Genomic DNA, 15,189 nt, shown 5'->3' on the forward strand with positions numbered 1-15,189 from the left:
CGGAAAGGGCCCCTGTGCCTGTGAAAAAGGAGGCCGGGCTTGATCACCACGTGGCTGCTGTCTGGTCTTGGCCTGTTGATCCTGTTGCTGGCAGGCGATGCCTTGGTGCGGGGCGCAGTGAACCTGAGCCTGCGTTTGGGTGTCCCAGCCCTGATCGTCAGCCTTACGATTGTGGCCTTCGGCACGTCAGCGCCCGAGTTGCTGATTGCTATCAGCGCCGTCAAGGAACACGCACCGGGTATCGCGCTGGGCAATGTTGTCGGATCAAACACGGCCAATATCCTGTTGGTTCTTGGTCTTCCAGCGATGCTGGCAACGATCCATACCAGCGAATGCGACAGCCGTAGGAACTATGCCTTCATGCTGATGGCGACGGCCCTGTTCATAGGGTTGGCGTTTTGTGGAACTTTCACCGTCGTCAGCGGCCTGATCCTGCTGGCGGCTTTGGGTCTGGTTCTGACGAATGCCTTTCGTGAAGCAAAGGCGCACCGCAAGGCCTGTGGCGAAGCCTGTGCGGATGATGACGATCTAGACGGCCTGGAAGAAGCCGATCCTGACATGCCTTACTGGAAGGTATCAGTTTACCTGATCCTCGGGCTTGTGGGTCTTCCGATGGGGGCGCACCTGCTGGTGGAAAATGCGACGGTCATCGCCCGGAACTATGGTGTCAGTGAAACGGTTATCGGTCTGACCTTGATTGCGGTCGGAACGTCATTGCCCGAATTGGCAACGACTGTCATGGCCGCTTTGCGCCGGCAGGCTGATGTGGCCCTAGGCAACGTGATTGGCTCAAACATGTTCAATCTTCTGGCCATTATCGGGATCGCAACCTGGTTCGGGCGTATCCCGGTCGATTCCGGTTTCCTGCATTTTGACCTTTGGGTCATGTTGGGCGCATCACTGCTTCTGGTTCCCTTTGTTGTCTTCAAGCAGGATATCTCTCGCGTTTGGGGTCTGGTACTGACCCTCCTTTATGCGCTTTATGTCACTGTATTGCTGGTGTGATCTGACGAAATGAGGTGAAGCATGACCCGAGCTTTAGTGACCGGTGCCGGTATTCGTCTGGGTCGGGCCATGGCGCTTTATCTGGCGGGTCGTGGATATGATGTCGCCGTTCATTATGCGTCCTCAGAACGCCCCGCGCACGAGACCGTGGCGGAGGTACAGGCATTGGATCGACGGTCGGTGGCATTGCAGGCCGATCTGCTGGACGAGGCACAGGTGCAGGACCTGCTGCCCAAAGCCGCCGAGGCTCTGGGTGGGCCGATCACCTGTCTGGTGAATAATGCCTCAATCTTTGAATATGACAGCGTTCACACAGCGACCCGCCAAAGCTGGGACCGCCATCTCGACAGCAATCTGCGCGCACCGTTCGTTTTGACCCAAGCCATGGCCGGGCAGGGGCTGGTCCCGGATACAGACGAAAACGGTGAACCCCTTGCGACCGGTCTAATCATCAACATGGTGGACATGCGTGTACGCAAGCTGACACCCGAGTTCATGTCTTACACCATCGCCAAAATGGGGCTATGGACGCTGACCCGTACCTCGGCACAGGCGCTGTCCCCGGCAATCCGGGTCAATGCCATTGGGCCCGGACCGACGGTACAGGGGCATCGTCAAAGCGCTGAGCATTTCCAGGCGCAACGAACGAATACTGTTCTGGAACGCGGGTCAAATCCGTCGGATATCACCGCCGCCTTGGGATATTTTCTGGATGCACACGCAGTAACGGGGCAAATGATATGCGTGGATGGCGGTCAGCACCTGGGGTGGAAAACACCGGATGTTCTGGGAGTTGAATAAGCAATATCGCTGCAAGTTTTGCACCGCGCACGTTTGTGTTACCTGCGTGTTACAAAAATGTCTTTTTTTTCATACACTTGCTAAATGTGTGAAAAAATATCGTTAAAAATCAGCATCTTGATAATGTGCCTATTTTTTGTGCATGTTAATGAAGTGGTAATGAAACAAGGGAAATTCTAAGGCTGTGAAAACTTATCTTCACACTTATCCACAGGAATCGTGGATTTGTTTTCTCTTGATCTGAAGCCCGCAAGATTGCAGCCAGTAAAAGAGAATCATATCGGAATCCCATGACTACCCACAGTGAATCGTCCCTGACCGGTTATGCCTGCATTCAGCGCTATGCAAAGACGCTGGACAGCTCGCCCGGGGTGTACCGGATGCTGGATGCTGACAGTCGGGTTTTATACGTGGGCAAGGCGCGAAACCTGAAGGCGCGGGTGTCGAACTATACAAGGCCGGGTCACTCGGGCCGGATCGAGAAGATGATTTCCTCGACCGCTTCGATGATGTTTCTGACCACAAGAACGGAAACTGAGGCGCTGCTGCTGGAGCAGAACCTGATCAAGCAGCTTAAACCGAAATACAATGTGCTGCTGCGGGACGACAAAAGCTTTCCGAACATCCTGGTCGCCAAGGATCATGACTTTCCGCAGATCAAAAAACACCGTGGGGCGAAGAAGGAAAAAGGCGCCTATTTCGGACCATTTGCCAGCGCGGGTGCTGTAAACCGCACATTGAACCAGCTGCAAAAGGCATTCCTGCTGCGCAACTGTTCGGATTCCATGTTCGACAGCCGCACGCGGCCCTGTCTGCTTTATCAGATCAAACGGTGTTCCGGGCCGTGTGTCGGTTTGATTTCGGAGCAGGATTACAGTGAAAGCGTCAAGGATGCAGAACGTTTCCTGTCGGGGCGCTCGACCAAGGTGCAGGAGGAACTGGCTGAACAGATGATGGCCGCGTCCGAGGCTATGGAGTTCGAACGCGCCGCCGGTCTGCGCGACCGCATCCGGGCGCTGACGCAGGTACAGACCGCGCAAGGCATCAACCCTCGTGGCGTGACCGAGGCGGATGTGATCGGCCTTTATATGGACAGCGGGCAAGCCTGTGTTCAGGTATTCTTCATCCGGGCCAACCAGAACTGGGGCAACAAGGACTTTTATCCGCGTGTTGGCCCGGATGTATCACATGCCGAAGTGATGGAGGCTTTCCTTGGCCAGTTCTACGACAACAAGGAACCACCACGGCAGTTGATCTTGTCGGACGGGATCGAAAACGCCGATCTGATGCAGGAGGCTTTGTCCGAGAAAGCCGGGCGCAAAGTCGAAATCCTTGTCCCGCTGCGTGGTGAGAAACAGGAACTGGTTGCAGGTGCCTTGCGCAATGCGCGAGAGTCTCTGGCCAGGCGCATGTCGGAAAGCGCGACACAGGCCAAGTTGCTGCGCGGGGTGGCAGAGGCGTTTGATCTGGATAGTCCACCGGGACGGATTGAGGTCTACGATAACTCTCATATCCAAGGCACTAACGCGGTGGGTGGTATGATCGTGGCAGGGCCCGACGGGTTCATGAAAAACGCCTATCGCAAGTTCAACATTCGTGGCGACGACCTGACGCCGGGTGATGATTTCGGCATGATGAAAGAGGTTCTGAACCGTCGCTTCACCCGCCTGCAAAAAGAAGACCCGGATCGGGATAAAGGGCTTTGGCCCGACCTGCTGCTGATCGATGGCGGTGCCGGACAAGTCAGCGCCGTGCACGAGATCATGCAGGCCCACGGGGTCGAAGACATTCCGATGGTCGGTGTTGCCAAAGGGGTCGACCGTGACCACGGCAAGGAAGAGTTTCACCGGATCGGCCAGCGCCCCTTTGCCCTAAAACGCAACGATCCGGTCTTGTACTTTATTCAACGGCTAAGGGACGAGGCGCACCGTTTTGCCATTGGCACCCACCGTGCGAAACGCGCCAAGGCTGTTGGTGCCACGCCGCTGGATGAAATTCCGGGCGTCGGGGCTGCACGCAAGCGCGCCTTGCTGACTCACTTCGGCAGCGCCAAAGCGGTAAGCCGGGCCAATCTGGCAGACCTGAAAGCGGTCGAGGGAATCTCGGCCGGGTTGGCTCAGAAAGTCTATGATTTCTTCCACGACAAAGGTTAGACCTGTCGCCCCCGCCACAGGATATAGAGGCCCGAAGCCACAATAAGCGCGCTGCCGACCCACATAGTACGGTCCAGGTTTTCGCCGAACAGGGCGATACCCAACCCGATACCGAACAGCAGTCGCGTATAGCGGAACGGGGTCACAGCAGACACTTCACCCGTGCGCATTGCGTTCATGAGCGCGGCATAGGCCATGACGCCCATCAGAACCGCGCCCGTCAGATGCAGGCTGGTGTGCAGGCTAACCGGTGCCACGGGCGCGCCTTCCCACATCCGATAGGCAAGGCCGGCGACGATAATGCTGAGGAATCCATAAAACCCCAGTACTTCGGTTCCAAGGGTCGCAGGTGCTGCACGGCTGGCCAGATCACGCCCTGCGAACCCTAACATGCCCAATACGGCCAGTATCGACAGCAGCGAAAAACTGTCCCCGGTCGGTTGCAGAATAACGACGACGCCGATCATACCGACAAAAATCGCGCTCCATCGCCGCCAACCAACCGCTTCACCAAAGAATAACGCCGCGCCTGCGACCACAACCAAAGGCGTTGCTTGCAAGATCACGGTGGCCGAGGACAAGGGCGTCAACGCGATGGCGAGCACATAGAACAGCCGACCAAAGACTTCGAACAGCACCCGAACTTTCATCGGGCGGGATAGAACGTCTGGGTGTATCAGACGTTTTCCACGAGCCGACGCCAGCGCGGCAAAGATTACGGACCCGCCCGTCCCGAACAGAACCAGAACCTGCCAGATCGGAAGCGCGGTCGATGCTGCTTTCAGCAACGCATCCTCCAACGCAAAGCCCGCCATTGCGGCCACCATCCACAGGCTGCCGACCATGTTCGATCGGGCGTCGGTTTGAATATGCGCTGTCATCCTGTACGTTCCGCTTTTGCAGTCGACGGGCAATCTGACTGCAAAGACGTGAAACGCCAAGTGCACGAGGCGCAAATCGTCGGACCTGCGGCGCTTTGACCAAGCTGTTGTGAGTGATGTAGTTTTTTACCGGTTTGTCTTTTCTGTCTTGAACCGGCGATATAGGGTCCAAGCCATGAAGTGGAATTTGCCCAATATCCTGACGGTTCTACGCCTGCTGGCTGCGCCCGGTCTGGCCGTAATGTTTTTGTACTTCACCCGGCCCTATGCGGACTGGTTCGCTTTGATCCTATTCCTTTCGGCGGCGATCACCGATTGGTTTGATGGCTATCTGGCCCGTGCGTGGAAACAGGAAACCAAGATGGGCGCGATGCTGGATCCGATTGCCGACAAGGCAATGGTGGTGATCGCGCTGATGATTCTGGTTGGCTATTCGACCGAACACTGGACGCCATGGCTGGTGCTACCCGCCACCGTGATCCTGTTCCGCGAGGTTTTTGTCTCGGGCCTGCGCGAATATCTGGGCGATGTGGCGGGGACGCTGAAGGTTACAAAGCTTGCCAAGTGGAAAACAACAGCGCAGATGATCGCCATCGCCGTTCTGTTCTCGCAAGGCATCTTTGAACACTATGCCGTGATGGCGAGTTTTGGCATGGACGCCGCGCTGGTAGAACAGATTATCGCGGGCCAGGTTGAAGATGTGAATCACCTGCGCTGGAACATCCATGGTATGTTCTGGGCAGGCCAGATCGGGCTGTGGTTGCTGTGGATTGCGGCGGCGCTGACATTGATCACCGGCTATGATTACCTACGTAAAGCCATGCCACATCTGAAGGAGATCTGAGGGATGGATGTGCTGTATTTTGCATGGGTACGCGAACGTATCGGTTTGCCAAAGGAAAAAGTCGAGACGCAGGCTGTCACTGTCAATGATCTGGTGGCCGAGTTGAGCGCACGGGAAGAACGCTATGCTGCGGCATTTGCCGATTTGTCCGCTCTGCGCGTTGCACTGGATCAGGAGTTGTCGGACTTTGACGCCTCGCTGTCGGGCGTTCGGGAAGTGGCGTTTTTTCCACCAATGACGGGCGGTTGAGCGATGCGGATCGCTGTTCAGCAGGAAGCATTCGATCTGGGCGCCGAGGCCAATGCTTTTGCCGCCGGGGATGATGCCAACGGAGCCATTGTCACCTTCACTGGCGTTGTGCGCGACCTGGCAAGCGGTGATCTGGATGTGATGGAGATTGAACACTATCCGGGTATGACGGAACGGGCGCTGACCAAGATCGCCCAGGAAGCCAAGGAGCGGTGGTCATTGGGTGACGTCCTGGTGATCCACCGTCATGGCCGACTGGCCCCGGGAGACAGGATCATGATGGTGGCGACCGCTGCGCCGCATCGTAAAGATGCGTTTGAGGCAGCGGAATATCTGATGGATTATCTGAAGTCTCGCGCACCCTTCTGGAAGAAGGAAATCACCCACTCTGGTGCGGAATGGGTCGCAGCCAAAGACGAAGACGAAGACGCGCTGACCCGGTGGTAGTGATTTAGCGACCGTTTATTCTTGCAAACTTGGGCGGTGGCGCAAGGTCGTATGCTTAATCCGCGTTGTTGATCCGTCCGCGCAGTTCTTCGGCCTCCTGACGCGCGGCCCGCAGGCCATCCATAGCAGCTGCCAGCTCGGCCTCTGTCTGGGTTAGCTGGTTTGTCAATTCGGCCTCACGTTGCTGCAAATAGGTGATGGCCTGATCGCGGGTTTCCTCCGCCTCGTGCAACTCCTGACTCATCCGATCCAGATCGGCAACGTCGCTTTGACTTACTCGGGACAGGCGGTGCGCCAACCAGTTGGCAAACCAGCCCATGCAGAAGGCGGCGAACAGGATAATGGCAGTTACAATGACGAATTCTGTTCTGTTCAACTTACTGGTCCCCTGCATCCGCATCTGGTGCGGTCGTGTCGGTTTGGTCCTCTGCGGAAGTCGCAGCCTCGGCCTCAAGCGCTTCAAGGCCTGTTTCTCTACCCTCAACAGGCTCAGGGCGGATCAGACGGAACTCGATCCGGCGGTTTTCTTCCCGGCCCTCTTCGGTGTCGTTGTCAGCGATGGGTTGCGTTTCCCCATATCCCACAGCGGTGTAGCTGCTGGTAGGAATGCGCCGCCCGCGCAATTCGTTCAGAATGGATTGTGCCCGCGCCTGGCTGAGTTGTTGGTTCATCTCTTCCCGGCCCTGACTGTCTGTGTGGCCCTGAATCTCCATACGGATCGGACCGCAGTCGCGCAGGATATCCGCAATCTGGTTCACCACATCGCGCGAGTTTGATGCAATCGTGGCCGATCCGGGTTCAAAGGCGATCTTACCGGTGGCCTGAATTTCGGCGATCTGGGCCTCGCAGATTTCCGGGTCGGGCAGGGCGTCCTCGGGTTCCGGTGGGGGCTGATACGTTATGGTCAGGGTGTATTCCTGCCCCTCGCCCAGCTTGTCGGATAGTTGACCTGCGATGCGAGCCTTGGCGTCTTCTTCGTGGCTGAGGCCGATCAGTTCGACCGTATCGGGTGTAACGGTCAATACGCCGTTGTGGAGCTGCCCCAAAGCCTCCAGACCGGCCAGAACACGTACTGGCCAGTCCGCCGGAAGATCCGAAACGATGCGGGTGGCGGTATACACCTGATCGGACCCAAAGGCCGCGCGCGCGTAGCTGTCGACCATGTCGCGCAGAGTTTCATCACCCAGCCGCCCGCGCAATTGCACCAGCCCTTCAGGGCTGCGGGTGGCCGAGAACTCGACCGGGCCGTTTGGGTTTGTTGTCTCGGGCTCGGGCATTACGGCGTGCAGTGCGAAGACCGCGGGCAGCTCGTTTTCAAGCTCGCCCACAACCAGGTCGAACACCGCAGGATCGGTGCCTTCGGCAGCAATCAGGGTAATGTCTGCGTCGGACATGGTGACCGAACCTTGACCGATCCTGAACAGCGCCTGAATGCTTTTCTCGGCTGCTTCTGGCCAGCGTGGCGACGGCTCGCCCAGTGCGACGGTACAGGAATAAGACCCCGTCAACCCGGCGTTTTTCGCGGCGGCCACGATACGGTCACGTGCCTTCTCATCCTGCGCCGAGCAAGCGTCAAAATGCCCACCTTCTTCGTCGATCAGGTAACGCAAAGTAAAAGGCGTGACGACCGGGCGAGGTGCTGAAATTGCCAGCCCAACCCGCAGGCTGGGCGGTGCCGTACGGGTCAGGTCGCGTTCCAGTTTTTGTTTTTCTTGCTGACTGTTGGCAATTGCCGTGATCCTGACCAAATCCGGGTTGGCGGAAATTTTGGCGCGGGGCAGGTGGGTCAGGGCCTCTAGCGCGTAAGAAATTGCGGCATCCCATCCTTTGGGCTTTGGGTAATCTGCTGTTTCCATCAGGTCCGATACGGCAACAGATCTGTCCAGATTGCCCAGCCGTTGGATCAGCTTGTCCCTGTTCTCACTGGCCGGGATCAGACCAATCACCGAGATTCCACTGTCATTGCGCAGGATTTCTACTGAAAAGCGCGGCGCTGCGAGGGCAGAAGTTGCGATAACCTCCATTTCGTCGATTACGCGAGATGTATCAACTTCGGTTCCCGCGGCGGTCAGAGCGTTAAAGCGGGTCGCCTCATCCGGCGCTGTACCGGTCAGGACCACCCGCAAACCATCGGCCTCGACCTCGGCCCAATCATGTCCTTTCAGGTCCAGCGAGCGCCGTACAGCCAGTTCTGATGATTCTTCGATCTCGGAAACAGCATAGCTGGCTGCCAGAAGCGACAGGCCAGCTGAGACGAGAAAGATCAGGGAAACAGCAAAAAAATACGGCAGACGCATGTTTGGGTTTGGCACTCCTCAGGCGTTTGCGCCGATCTTTACAGGCCCCGTTCAGCAGGTGCAATCAGAGCAGCAAGGCGACGCAGAGGAAGATCAGCGGAATAAAGCCGGTATCGCGGTTGGCCCGAAACAGCAGCAGCAGTTTGGCGTTGTCTTCGGTATCTAGCCCGCGCAATTGCCACATCATGTGCCAGCCCATGGCCCAGGGACCGCAAAGCGCGATCCCCAACGCCAGAATCGACGCGTCAGGCACCCCGGCATCAATAATGGCCAGCCCCATCAGCGATACTGTTGCGACCAGAAAATACTTCAGCCATTTCGCCGTGTCGGTGCCGAACAGGCGCGCGGTGGATTTGATGCCGACCAGTTCATCATCCTCGGTATCCTGATGTGCATAGATCGTGTCATAGAACAGGGTCCACGCGATGCCGGACAGGTACAGTGTGACAGCAGGCCAGCCGAGCGACCCGCTATGCGCCGTCCAGGCCAGCAATGCGCCCCAGTTGAAGGCCAGACCCAGAAAAACCTGAGGCCACCAGGTAAACCGCTTGGCAAACGGATAAACGGTCACCGGCAGCAAAGATAACACACCCATGGCAATGGCCGCCTGATTGAAGCTGAGCAGAATGCCAAGCGCCAGAAGACTTTGCAGGATCATCCAGGCCGCAGCTTGCCGGACACTGACTTGCCCCGACGGTATCGGGCGTGATCGTGTGCGTTCAACCTGTGCGTCGAATTCCCGGTCTGTAATGTCATTCCACGTGCAACCGGCACCTCGCATCAAAAAGGCTCCGAATGCGCAGCCTAGGGCAATCCACAGATCTTCCCAACGCGGTTGGCCGTCATGCAGGATGGCCAGCGCCAGCCCCCACCAACATGGAAGCAGCAACAGCCATGTGCCGATGGGCCGGTCCGCGCGGCTGAGGCGCAGATACGGACGGGCAAAGGCTGGGGCATGGGTGTCGACCCAATTGCCGGTGACGGCATCGGCGACTTGACCATCTGGTGTTGGGGCATTGCCTTGCATATGTAGGTCTCATGAGTGCGAAAATCAGACTGTATGTAGAGCAGCCCTTGGGTCAGGGGCAATCGGTTCCTTTGACACGCGATCAGGCGCACTATCTGTTTGGCGTCATGCGACTGCCGGTTGGCGGAGCAGTGGCGCTATTTAACGGCAAAGATGGAGAGTGGCTAGCCGAGGTGGCTGAGTCCGGAAAACGTGGCGGCGCTCTGACCTGTATCAGGCAGACCAAACCTTTGCAGCTGCCCCCCGATCTGTGGTTCCTGTTTGCGCCGATCAAAAAGGCGCGCACCGATTTCATTGTTGAAAAAGCCGCTGAAATGGGCGCGGCTCGCATCCTGCCAGTTCAGACCGAATTCACCAACGCAGACCGTATCCGGCAAGACCGGCTTCAGGCTCATGCAATCGAAGCCGCTGAACAATGCGGAGGAACCTACGTGCCCGAAGTGGCAGACCTTCAGCGGCTGGACCGTGTGCTGAAGACCTGGCCTGAAGGTCGGCAGTTGATGTTCTGCAACGAAGCCGAGGTCGGCTCGGCCTTGCGGCTGGCAGCGAATGAAAAAGGGCGCCCCTGGGCTATTCTCATCGGCCCGGAAGGCGGGTTTTCCAACGCTGAGCGCGCACGGCTATCGGCTTTGCCCTATGCGCATGTGGTCAGTCTTGGCCCGCGTATTCTGCGGGCGGATACAGCGGCGGTGGCCGCGTTGACCATGTGGCAGCAGGCATTGGGAGATTGGTCGTGATTCGCGAGGCGGTTCAATCGGATGCCCCGGCGCTTGAGAGGTTTCTGGCCCGCTACCCTGACAGTTCAATGTTCTTGCGTGGCAATTTGGCGGCTCATGGGGTGGGGTTGAATGCGAATGAATATTCCAGCCGCTACTTCATCTGGGGTGAGGATCAGGTTCAGGGTGTCTTCGGGCTCAGCAAGAAGGGCTATCTGATGGTTCAATTGCCCAACGCTGAAACCGAAGCTGCCGAGTGGTTCGCTCGGATGATCGAAGGCGAAACCGTTTTGGGTATGACGGGGGATGCACCTCAGGTCGAGTTGACGTTGGGCGCTCTGGGATTGGGGAAGGCGAAGTACCGGTTGAATCACGATGAACCGCTTTATCGACGTGACCTGCGCGGTCTGACTGAGGTACCTGTTCCTTATCGCGCTTTGCGCGCCGAGGATCGAGCAAGGCTGCACACTTGGTTTGCGGATTACATCGAGGATACCGGACAAGCCGCAGGCGAAGAGGCGCGTGAGCTTGCCGCAGAGCGCGTCGAGGCGGAAATGACCGCAGGCAGGGCGATTGTCCTGATGGAAGGCGACGCGCCGGTTGCCATGGCGTCTGTAAATGCCAGGGTTCACGACCAAGTTCAGGTCGGTGGTGTTTTTGTTCCACGTAAAAACAGAAACCGTGGCCTGGGTCGACGGGTCACGACCGCATTGATGCAGAAAGCAAAATCCGAGGGCGCGGCGGCCGCGATCCTGTTTGCGAACAACGCACCTGCCGCCCGTGCCTATGAGGCGATCGGGTTCCAACAGGTGGGCTGGTACAAGGTCGCTTTGCTTCAGGAACCGCAAAGGGTGCTCTCATGAGTTTCATCCGACCCGAAGCAAAACTGGCGCTTTGGCGTTGGCGCGAGGTTCTGGTCGCGGCTTTTGTCCTGATCCTTGGTCTGAGCTGGATCAGCGGGCCGGGTGGGCTGTTGGCCTGGGTAGGCTGGTTTCTGATTGTCGTGTCAGCGGCTTTGGCTGTGATCGGCATTCAGCGCGCGCGTTTCAGAACAGGGGCGGGTGGGCAAGGTGTCGTGACGATTGATGAAGGCCAGATCACTTATCTGGGTCCCTTGGATGGCGGCATCGTCGCGTCCCGCGAAATTGAGCGTCTGGCCCTTGACCCGACCTCCGACCCCGCACATTGGGTTCTGGATCAGCCGGGCCAGCCAGCGCTTCACATTCCTGTGAATGCAGAAGGAGCCGAGGCGTTGTTCGACGTATTCTCAAACCTGCCGGGCCTCAAAACCGAGCAAATGCTGTCGGAACTCAACGGCAAATCGCAGCATCCGGTCGTTATCTGGGAACGTACACCGTCGCGCCCGGCGCATTTGCCGTTGCATTGACACTGGCGCCATTTACGACCACCACTTGACCTTCAAAACAGACACAGCAGGATCGGAGCACGGTTCATGTCCATCCCTCAGTCCGGCGGCGGTCCGATCGAACGCCATGAACAACTGGCCGAATATCTGGAATCGGGTTGCAAACCCAAGCAAGATTGGCGCATCGGCACCGAGCATGAGAAATTCGGCTATTGCAAGGACACGCTGAAACCTCTGCCTTTTGAAGGAAAGCGATCCATTGTCGCCGTTTTGGAGGGGTTGCGGGATCGCCACGGCTGGGGAGAGGTCCGTGAATCCGGTCATCTGATCGGTCTGGAAAAGGACGGCGCAAATGTCAGCCTTGAACCGGGTGGCGCGCTGGAGCTGTCGGGCGCCCCTCTGGAGACGATCCATGAAACCTGCGATGAGGTGAACACTCACCTGCGCGAGGTGAAGGATATCGCCGATGAGATCGGCGTGGGATTCATCGGTCTGGGCGCGGCGCCGATCTGGACGCATGACCAGATGCCGCTGATGCCCAAGGGGCGGTATCGGCTGATGAACGATTATATGGAAAAAGTCGGCACCATGGGCCGCGCCATGATGCGGCGGACGTGTACCGTTCAGGTCAATATCGACTTCGGGTCCGAAGCCGACATGGTACAGAAACTGCGCGTGGCGCTGGCATTGCAGCCGGTAGCGACGGCGCTGTTTGCCAATTCTCCGTTCTTCGAAGGTAAAGTGAACGGTCAGAAAAGCTGGCGCAGCCATATCTGGCGACATCTGGACGATGCGCGCACGGGCATGTTGCCCTTCGTGTTCGAGGATGGCTTTGGATTCGAACGCTATGTCCAATACGCGCTCGATGTTCCGATGTATTTTGTCTACCGCAATGGTCAGTACATCAACGCGCTGGGCATGTCGTTCCGCGATTTCCTCAAGGGTGAATTGCCTGCATTGCCGGGAGAAACGCCGACCCTGTCGGATTGGGCCGATCACCTGACGACGGCCTTCCCCGAGGCGCGGATCAAGAAGTTCATGGAGATGCGCGGCGCGGATGGTGGCCCTTGGCGACGACTTTGCGCCTTGCCGGCCTTCTGGGTCGGGCTGACCTATGACCAAACCGCGCTGGATGCGGCGTGGGATCTGGTCAAGGGCTGGGATGCCGAAACGCGCGAGGGGCTGCGTGTTGCGGCGGCTAAAGACGGGCTTCAGGCGCAGGTTGGCAACGTCAACATGCATGATCTGGCGCGTGAAGTCGTGGCGATCTCTGAGGCGGGCCTGAAAGCCCGCGCGCGCCCCGGTGCTGGTGGGCTGGTCCCGGATGAGACGCATTTCCTGAATGCGTTGAAGGAAAGCATCGACACCGGCAAGGTTCCGGCAGATGAGTTGCTGGAACACTACAATGGCGACTGGAATGGAGACCTGACCCGGATTTATCCCGAATACAGCTATTGATGCGCACCGTCCCGCTTGCATTCGCGGGGCGGGGCCGATAGCAGGTTCTCGACCAAATTCAGAGGGCCGTCATGGACGATCTTAAGGCAAAATATCTGGGCCAAATCGCCGAAGCAGGCGACGAAAACGCGCTTGAGGCGATCCGCGTCGCGGCTGTTGGCAAAAAAGGCGAGGTCGCGCTGAAGATGCGCGAGCTGGGCAAGATGACGCCCGAGGAACGTCAGGTCGCAGGCCCGGCGCTGAATGCCCTGAAGGATGAGATTAACTCGGCGCTGTCCGCCAAAAAAGCCGCGCTGGCCGATGTTGCACTGGATGAGCGCCTGCGGACCGAATGGCTGGACGTCACCCTGCCGACCCGCCCGCGCCGTCAGGGGTCAATCCACCCGATCAGCCAGGCGACCGAGGAACTGACCGCGATCTTTGCTGAACTGGGCTTCTCGGTGGCCGAAGGGCCGCGTGTTGAAGACGACTGGTACAATTTCGACGCGCTGAACATCCCCGGTCACCACCCCGCACGGGCCGAGATGGACACGTTCTATATGCACCGCGCCGAGGGTGATAACCGCCCGCCGCACGTGCTGCGCACCCATACCTCGCCGGTACAGATCCGGTCGATGGAAAAGCAGGGTGCACCGATACGCGTCATCTGTCCGGGCGGCGTGTACCGCGCCGATTACGACCAGACCCACACGCCGATGTTCCATCAGGTCGAAGGGCTGGCCATCGACAAGGACATCTCGATGGCAAACCTGAAATGGGTTTTGGAAGAGTTCGTTAAGGCGTTCTTCGAGGTCGACGATGTCGAACTGCGCTTCCGCGCCTCGCATTTCCCCTTCACCGAGCCATCGGCCGAGGTTGATATCCGCTGTTCGTGGGATAACGGCCAGCTGAAGATCGGCGAGGGCGACGACTGGATGGAGATTCTGGGTTCCGGCATGGTCCACCCCAAAGTGATCGCCGCTGGAGGGATCGACCCCGAGGTCTATCAGGGTTTTGCATTCGGGATTGGCATCGACCGTCTGGCGATGCTGAAATACGGCATTCCGGATTTGCGGGCGTTCTTTGATTCTGACCTGCGCTGGCTGCGCCACTATGGGTTCGCGGCGCTGGATATGCCGAACCTGCATGGTGGTTTGAGTAGGTGACTTACCATTTTCTGAGCATTAATCGTGGGAGATATCTATGCACATTGCATGGGTCGTTTTGCGATAGCTCAGATGGTTATGCTACTTCTTGCCCGTTATGTAGCGAGCATTGTTCGAAAAACTGGACTACAAACAATATTGATCGTGCACTGCAGATACTAGGCAACATACAGTCGAGGTCACAAAGAAACCTTGCAGTCGCTTCTGGCTTTCTCGGAGCAGTTGGATTGGTGAGTGTGCTCGAGAAAATTGGCGGAGCCGATATCCTACAACAATTGGACGGTTTTACTCCGTTTTTGATTGCTAGCTTGGGGTCTCTTGTCTTCTCGATCGCTTTGTATGTTTCGTCCATGGCACATATGGATGTTACACTAAACGGACAATTCCTGTCGCTCGAATTGAAGCAATGGGAAAAGGTGATTGCTGACTTCATTAAGCAAATGGAAAAACGCCATGCTTGGGCAGTCAGAGCCTCCATCTTCTCTGTTGTAGTTTTTGTCGTAGGGTTATTCGGATCATATTTTTGGTCGTTGCTGTCTGTTGGATGAGGCTTTCCTAACATCAGCGCGGAGCAAAGGCCGACAGGCCGACGCGCTTTCGCCAGACCACCCGCATGGGCTGGCGACTTGTCCCCGACAGTGCAACGCTCAATCAGCGCTCGGATTTGGCCCGCATAAACTGCCCACCACAACCAAAGGAACGCCATCCCGCGGTCTGGCCATAGAGCGGCTTGATGCTTTGACCTGATGTAGGGCGGGCTTCAGCCCGCCATGTGCGGTGGGTGGGTGCCGGGCTGAAGC

16 protein-coding genes are annotated in these 15,189 nt (G+C 57.7%); 12 read left to right on the plus strand and 4 right to left on the minus strand.

From position 1 onward, the window contains the following. The first annotated feature begins 42 nt into the window (after positions 1–42). From ACR0JI_RS10255 to uvrC, 3 genes are all read left to right on the plus strand, one after another. Positions 43–1,005: a calcium/sodium antiporter gene (locus tag ACR0JI_RS10255; protein WP_480494462.1), complete on the plus strand. Its 963-nt coding sequence runs from the start codon at positions 43–45 to the stop codon at positions 1,003–1,005. Between the two features lie 21 nt (positions 1,006–1,026). Then, positions 1,027–1,806 carry an SDR family oxidoreductase gene (locus tag ACR0JI_RS10260; RefSeq protein ID WP_480494398.1) on the plus strand — a complete coding sequence of 260 codons (780 nt, stop codon included), beginning with the start codon at positions 1,027–1,029 and terminating at the stop codon, positions 1,804–1,806. Between the two features lie 290 nt (positions 1,807–2,096). After that, positions 2,097–3,959: an excinuclease ABC subunit UvrC gene (gene uvrC / locus ACR0JI_RS10265; RefSeq protein WP_480494396.1), complete on the plus strand. Its 1,863-nt coding sequence runs from the start codon at positions 2,097–2,099 to the stop codon at positions 3,957–3,959. Here uvrC and ACR0JI_RS10270 read toward each other — a convergent pair. Further along, the gene (locus tag ACR0JI_RS10270; RefSeq protein ID WP_480494394.1) at positions 3,956–4,840 is read right to left on the minus strand and encodes a DMT family transporter; all 885 of its coding nucleotides are present in this window, start codon (positions 4,838–4,840) and stop codon (positions 3,956–3,958) included. The two genes, uvrC and ACR0JI_RS10270, sit on opposite strands and share 4 nt — an antisense overlap. 175 nt (positions 4,841–5,015) lie before the next feature. On the opposite strand from ACR0JI_RS10270, the gene pgsA reads away from it, so the two are divergent. The 3 genes from pgsA to ACR0JI_RS10285 are packed head-to-tail and all read left to right on the plus strand — an operon-like array spanning position 5,016 to position 6,380. Further along, positions 5,016–5,684: a CDP-diacylglycerol--glycerol-3-phosphate 3-phosphatidyltransferase gene (gene pgsA, locus ACR0JI_RS10275; protein WP_480494392.1), complete on the plus strand. Its 669-nt coding sequence runs from the start codon at positions 5,016–5,018 to the stop codon at positions 5,682–5,684. A gap of 3 nt (positions 5,685–5,687) precedes the next feature. Beyond that, entirely contained in the window at positions 5,688–5,933 is a 246-nt protein-coding gene (gene moaD / locus ACR0JI_RS10280; RefSeq protein WP_209506660.1) for a molybdopterin converting factor subunit 1, read from the plus strand. Between the two features lie 3 nt (positions 5,934–5,936). Continuing rightward, entirely contained in the window at positions 5,937–6,380 is a 444-nt protein-coding gene (locus ACR0JI_RS10285) for a molybdenum cofactor biosynthesis protein MoaE (RefSeq protein ID WP_480494390.1), read from the plus strand. 55 nt (positions 6,381–6,435) lie between these two features. On the opposite strand, the gene ACR0JI_RS10290 is transcribed toward ACR0JI_RS10285, so the two are convergent. From ACR0JI_RS10290 to ubiA, 3 genes are all read right to left on the minus strand, one after another. Then, positions 6,436–6,756 (minus strand): hypothetical protein, encoded by a 321-nt coding sequence (locus ACR0JI_RS10290; protein ID WP_267365430.1) that lies wholly within the window; start codon positions 6,754–6,756, stop codon positions 6,436–6,438. A 1-nt stretch (position 6,757) separates the two neighbouring features. Then, positions 6,758–8,677: an OmpA family protein gene (locus ACR0JI_RS10295; protein WP_480494388.1), complete on the minus strand. Its 1,920-nt coding sequence runs from the start codon at positions 8,675–8,677 to the stop codon at positions 6,758–6,760. 64 nt (positions 8,678–8,741) lie between these two features. Beyond that, positions 8,742–9,704 (minus strand): 4-hydroxybenzoate octaprenyltransferase, encoded by a 963-nt coding sequence (gene ubiA, locus ACR0JI_RS10300; RefSeq protein WP_209598711.1) that lies wholly within the window; start codon positions 9,702–9,704, stop codon positions 8,742–8,744. 11 nt (positions 9,705–9,715) lie between these two features. Here ubiA and ACR0JI_RS10305 point away from each other — a divergent pair, with 11 nt between their 5' ends. The 6 genes from ACR0JI_RS10305 to ACR0JI_RS10330 all read left to right on the plus strand — a co-directional run bounded on the left by ACR0JI_RS10305 (position 9,716) and on the right by ACR0JI_RS10330 (position 14,937). Continuing rightward, the gene (locus ACR0JI_RS10305) at positions 9,716–10,441 is read left to right on the plus strand and encodes a 16S rRNA (uracil(1498)-N(3))-methyltransferase (RefSeq protein ID WP_209506655.1); all 726 of its coding nucleotides are present in this window, start codon (positions 9,716–9,718) and stop codon (positions 10,439–10,441) included. Beyond that, positions 10,438–11,283 carry a GNAT family N-acetyltransferase gene (locus ACR0JI_RS10310; protein ID WP_480494385.1) on the plus strand — a complete coding sequence of 282 codons (846 nt, stop codon included), beginning with the start codon at positions 10,438–10,440 and terminating at the stop codon, positions 11,281–11,283. The genes ACR0JI_RS10305 and ACR0JI_RS10310 overlap by 4 nt, the downstream gene beginning before the upstream one ends. Beyond that, positions 11,280–11,807 carry a hypothetical protein gene (locus ACR0JI_RS10315; RefSeq protein WP_480474930.1) on the plus strand — a complete coding sequence of 176 codons (528 nt, stop codon included), beginning with the start codon at positions 11,280–11,282 and terminating at the stop codon, positions 11,805–11,807. The genes ACR0JI_RS10310 and ACR0JI_RS10315 overlap by 4 nt, the downstream gene beginning before the upstream one ends. 66 nt (positions 11,808–11,873) lie before the next feature. Further along, positions 11,874–13,244, plus strand: coding sequence for a glutamate--cysteine ligase (locus tag ACR0JI_RS10320; protein ID WP_480494383.1), 1,371 nt, complete (start codon positions 11,874–11,876; stop codon positions 13,242–13,244). A gap of 71 nt (positions 13,245–13,315) precedes the next feature. Then, complete coding sequence (gene pheS, locus ACR0JI_RS10325) at positions 13,316–14,389, plus strand: phenylalanine--tRNA ligase subunit alpha (protein ID WP_480494381.1); 1,074 nt, start codon at positions 13,316–13,318, stop codon at positions 14,387–14,389. Between the two features lie 236 nt (positions 14,390–14,625). After that, positions 14,626–14,937, plus strand: coding sequence for a hypothetical protein (locus ACR0JI_RS10330; protein ID WP_480494379.1), 312 nt, complete (start codon positions 14,626–14,628; stop codon positions 14,935–14,937). The last annotated feature ends 252 nt before the right edge of the window (positions 14,938–15,189 follow it).

The sequence above is a fragment of the Ruegeria sp. N10 genome, from assembly GCF_056531545.1.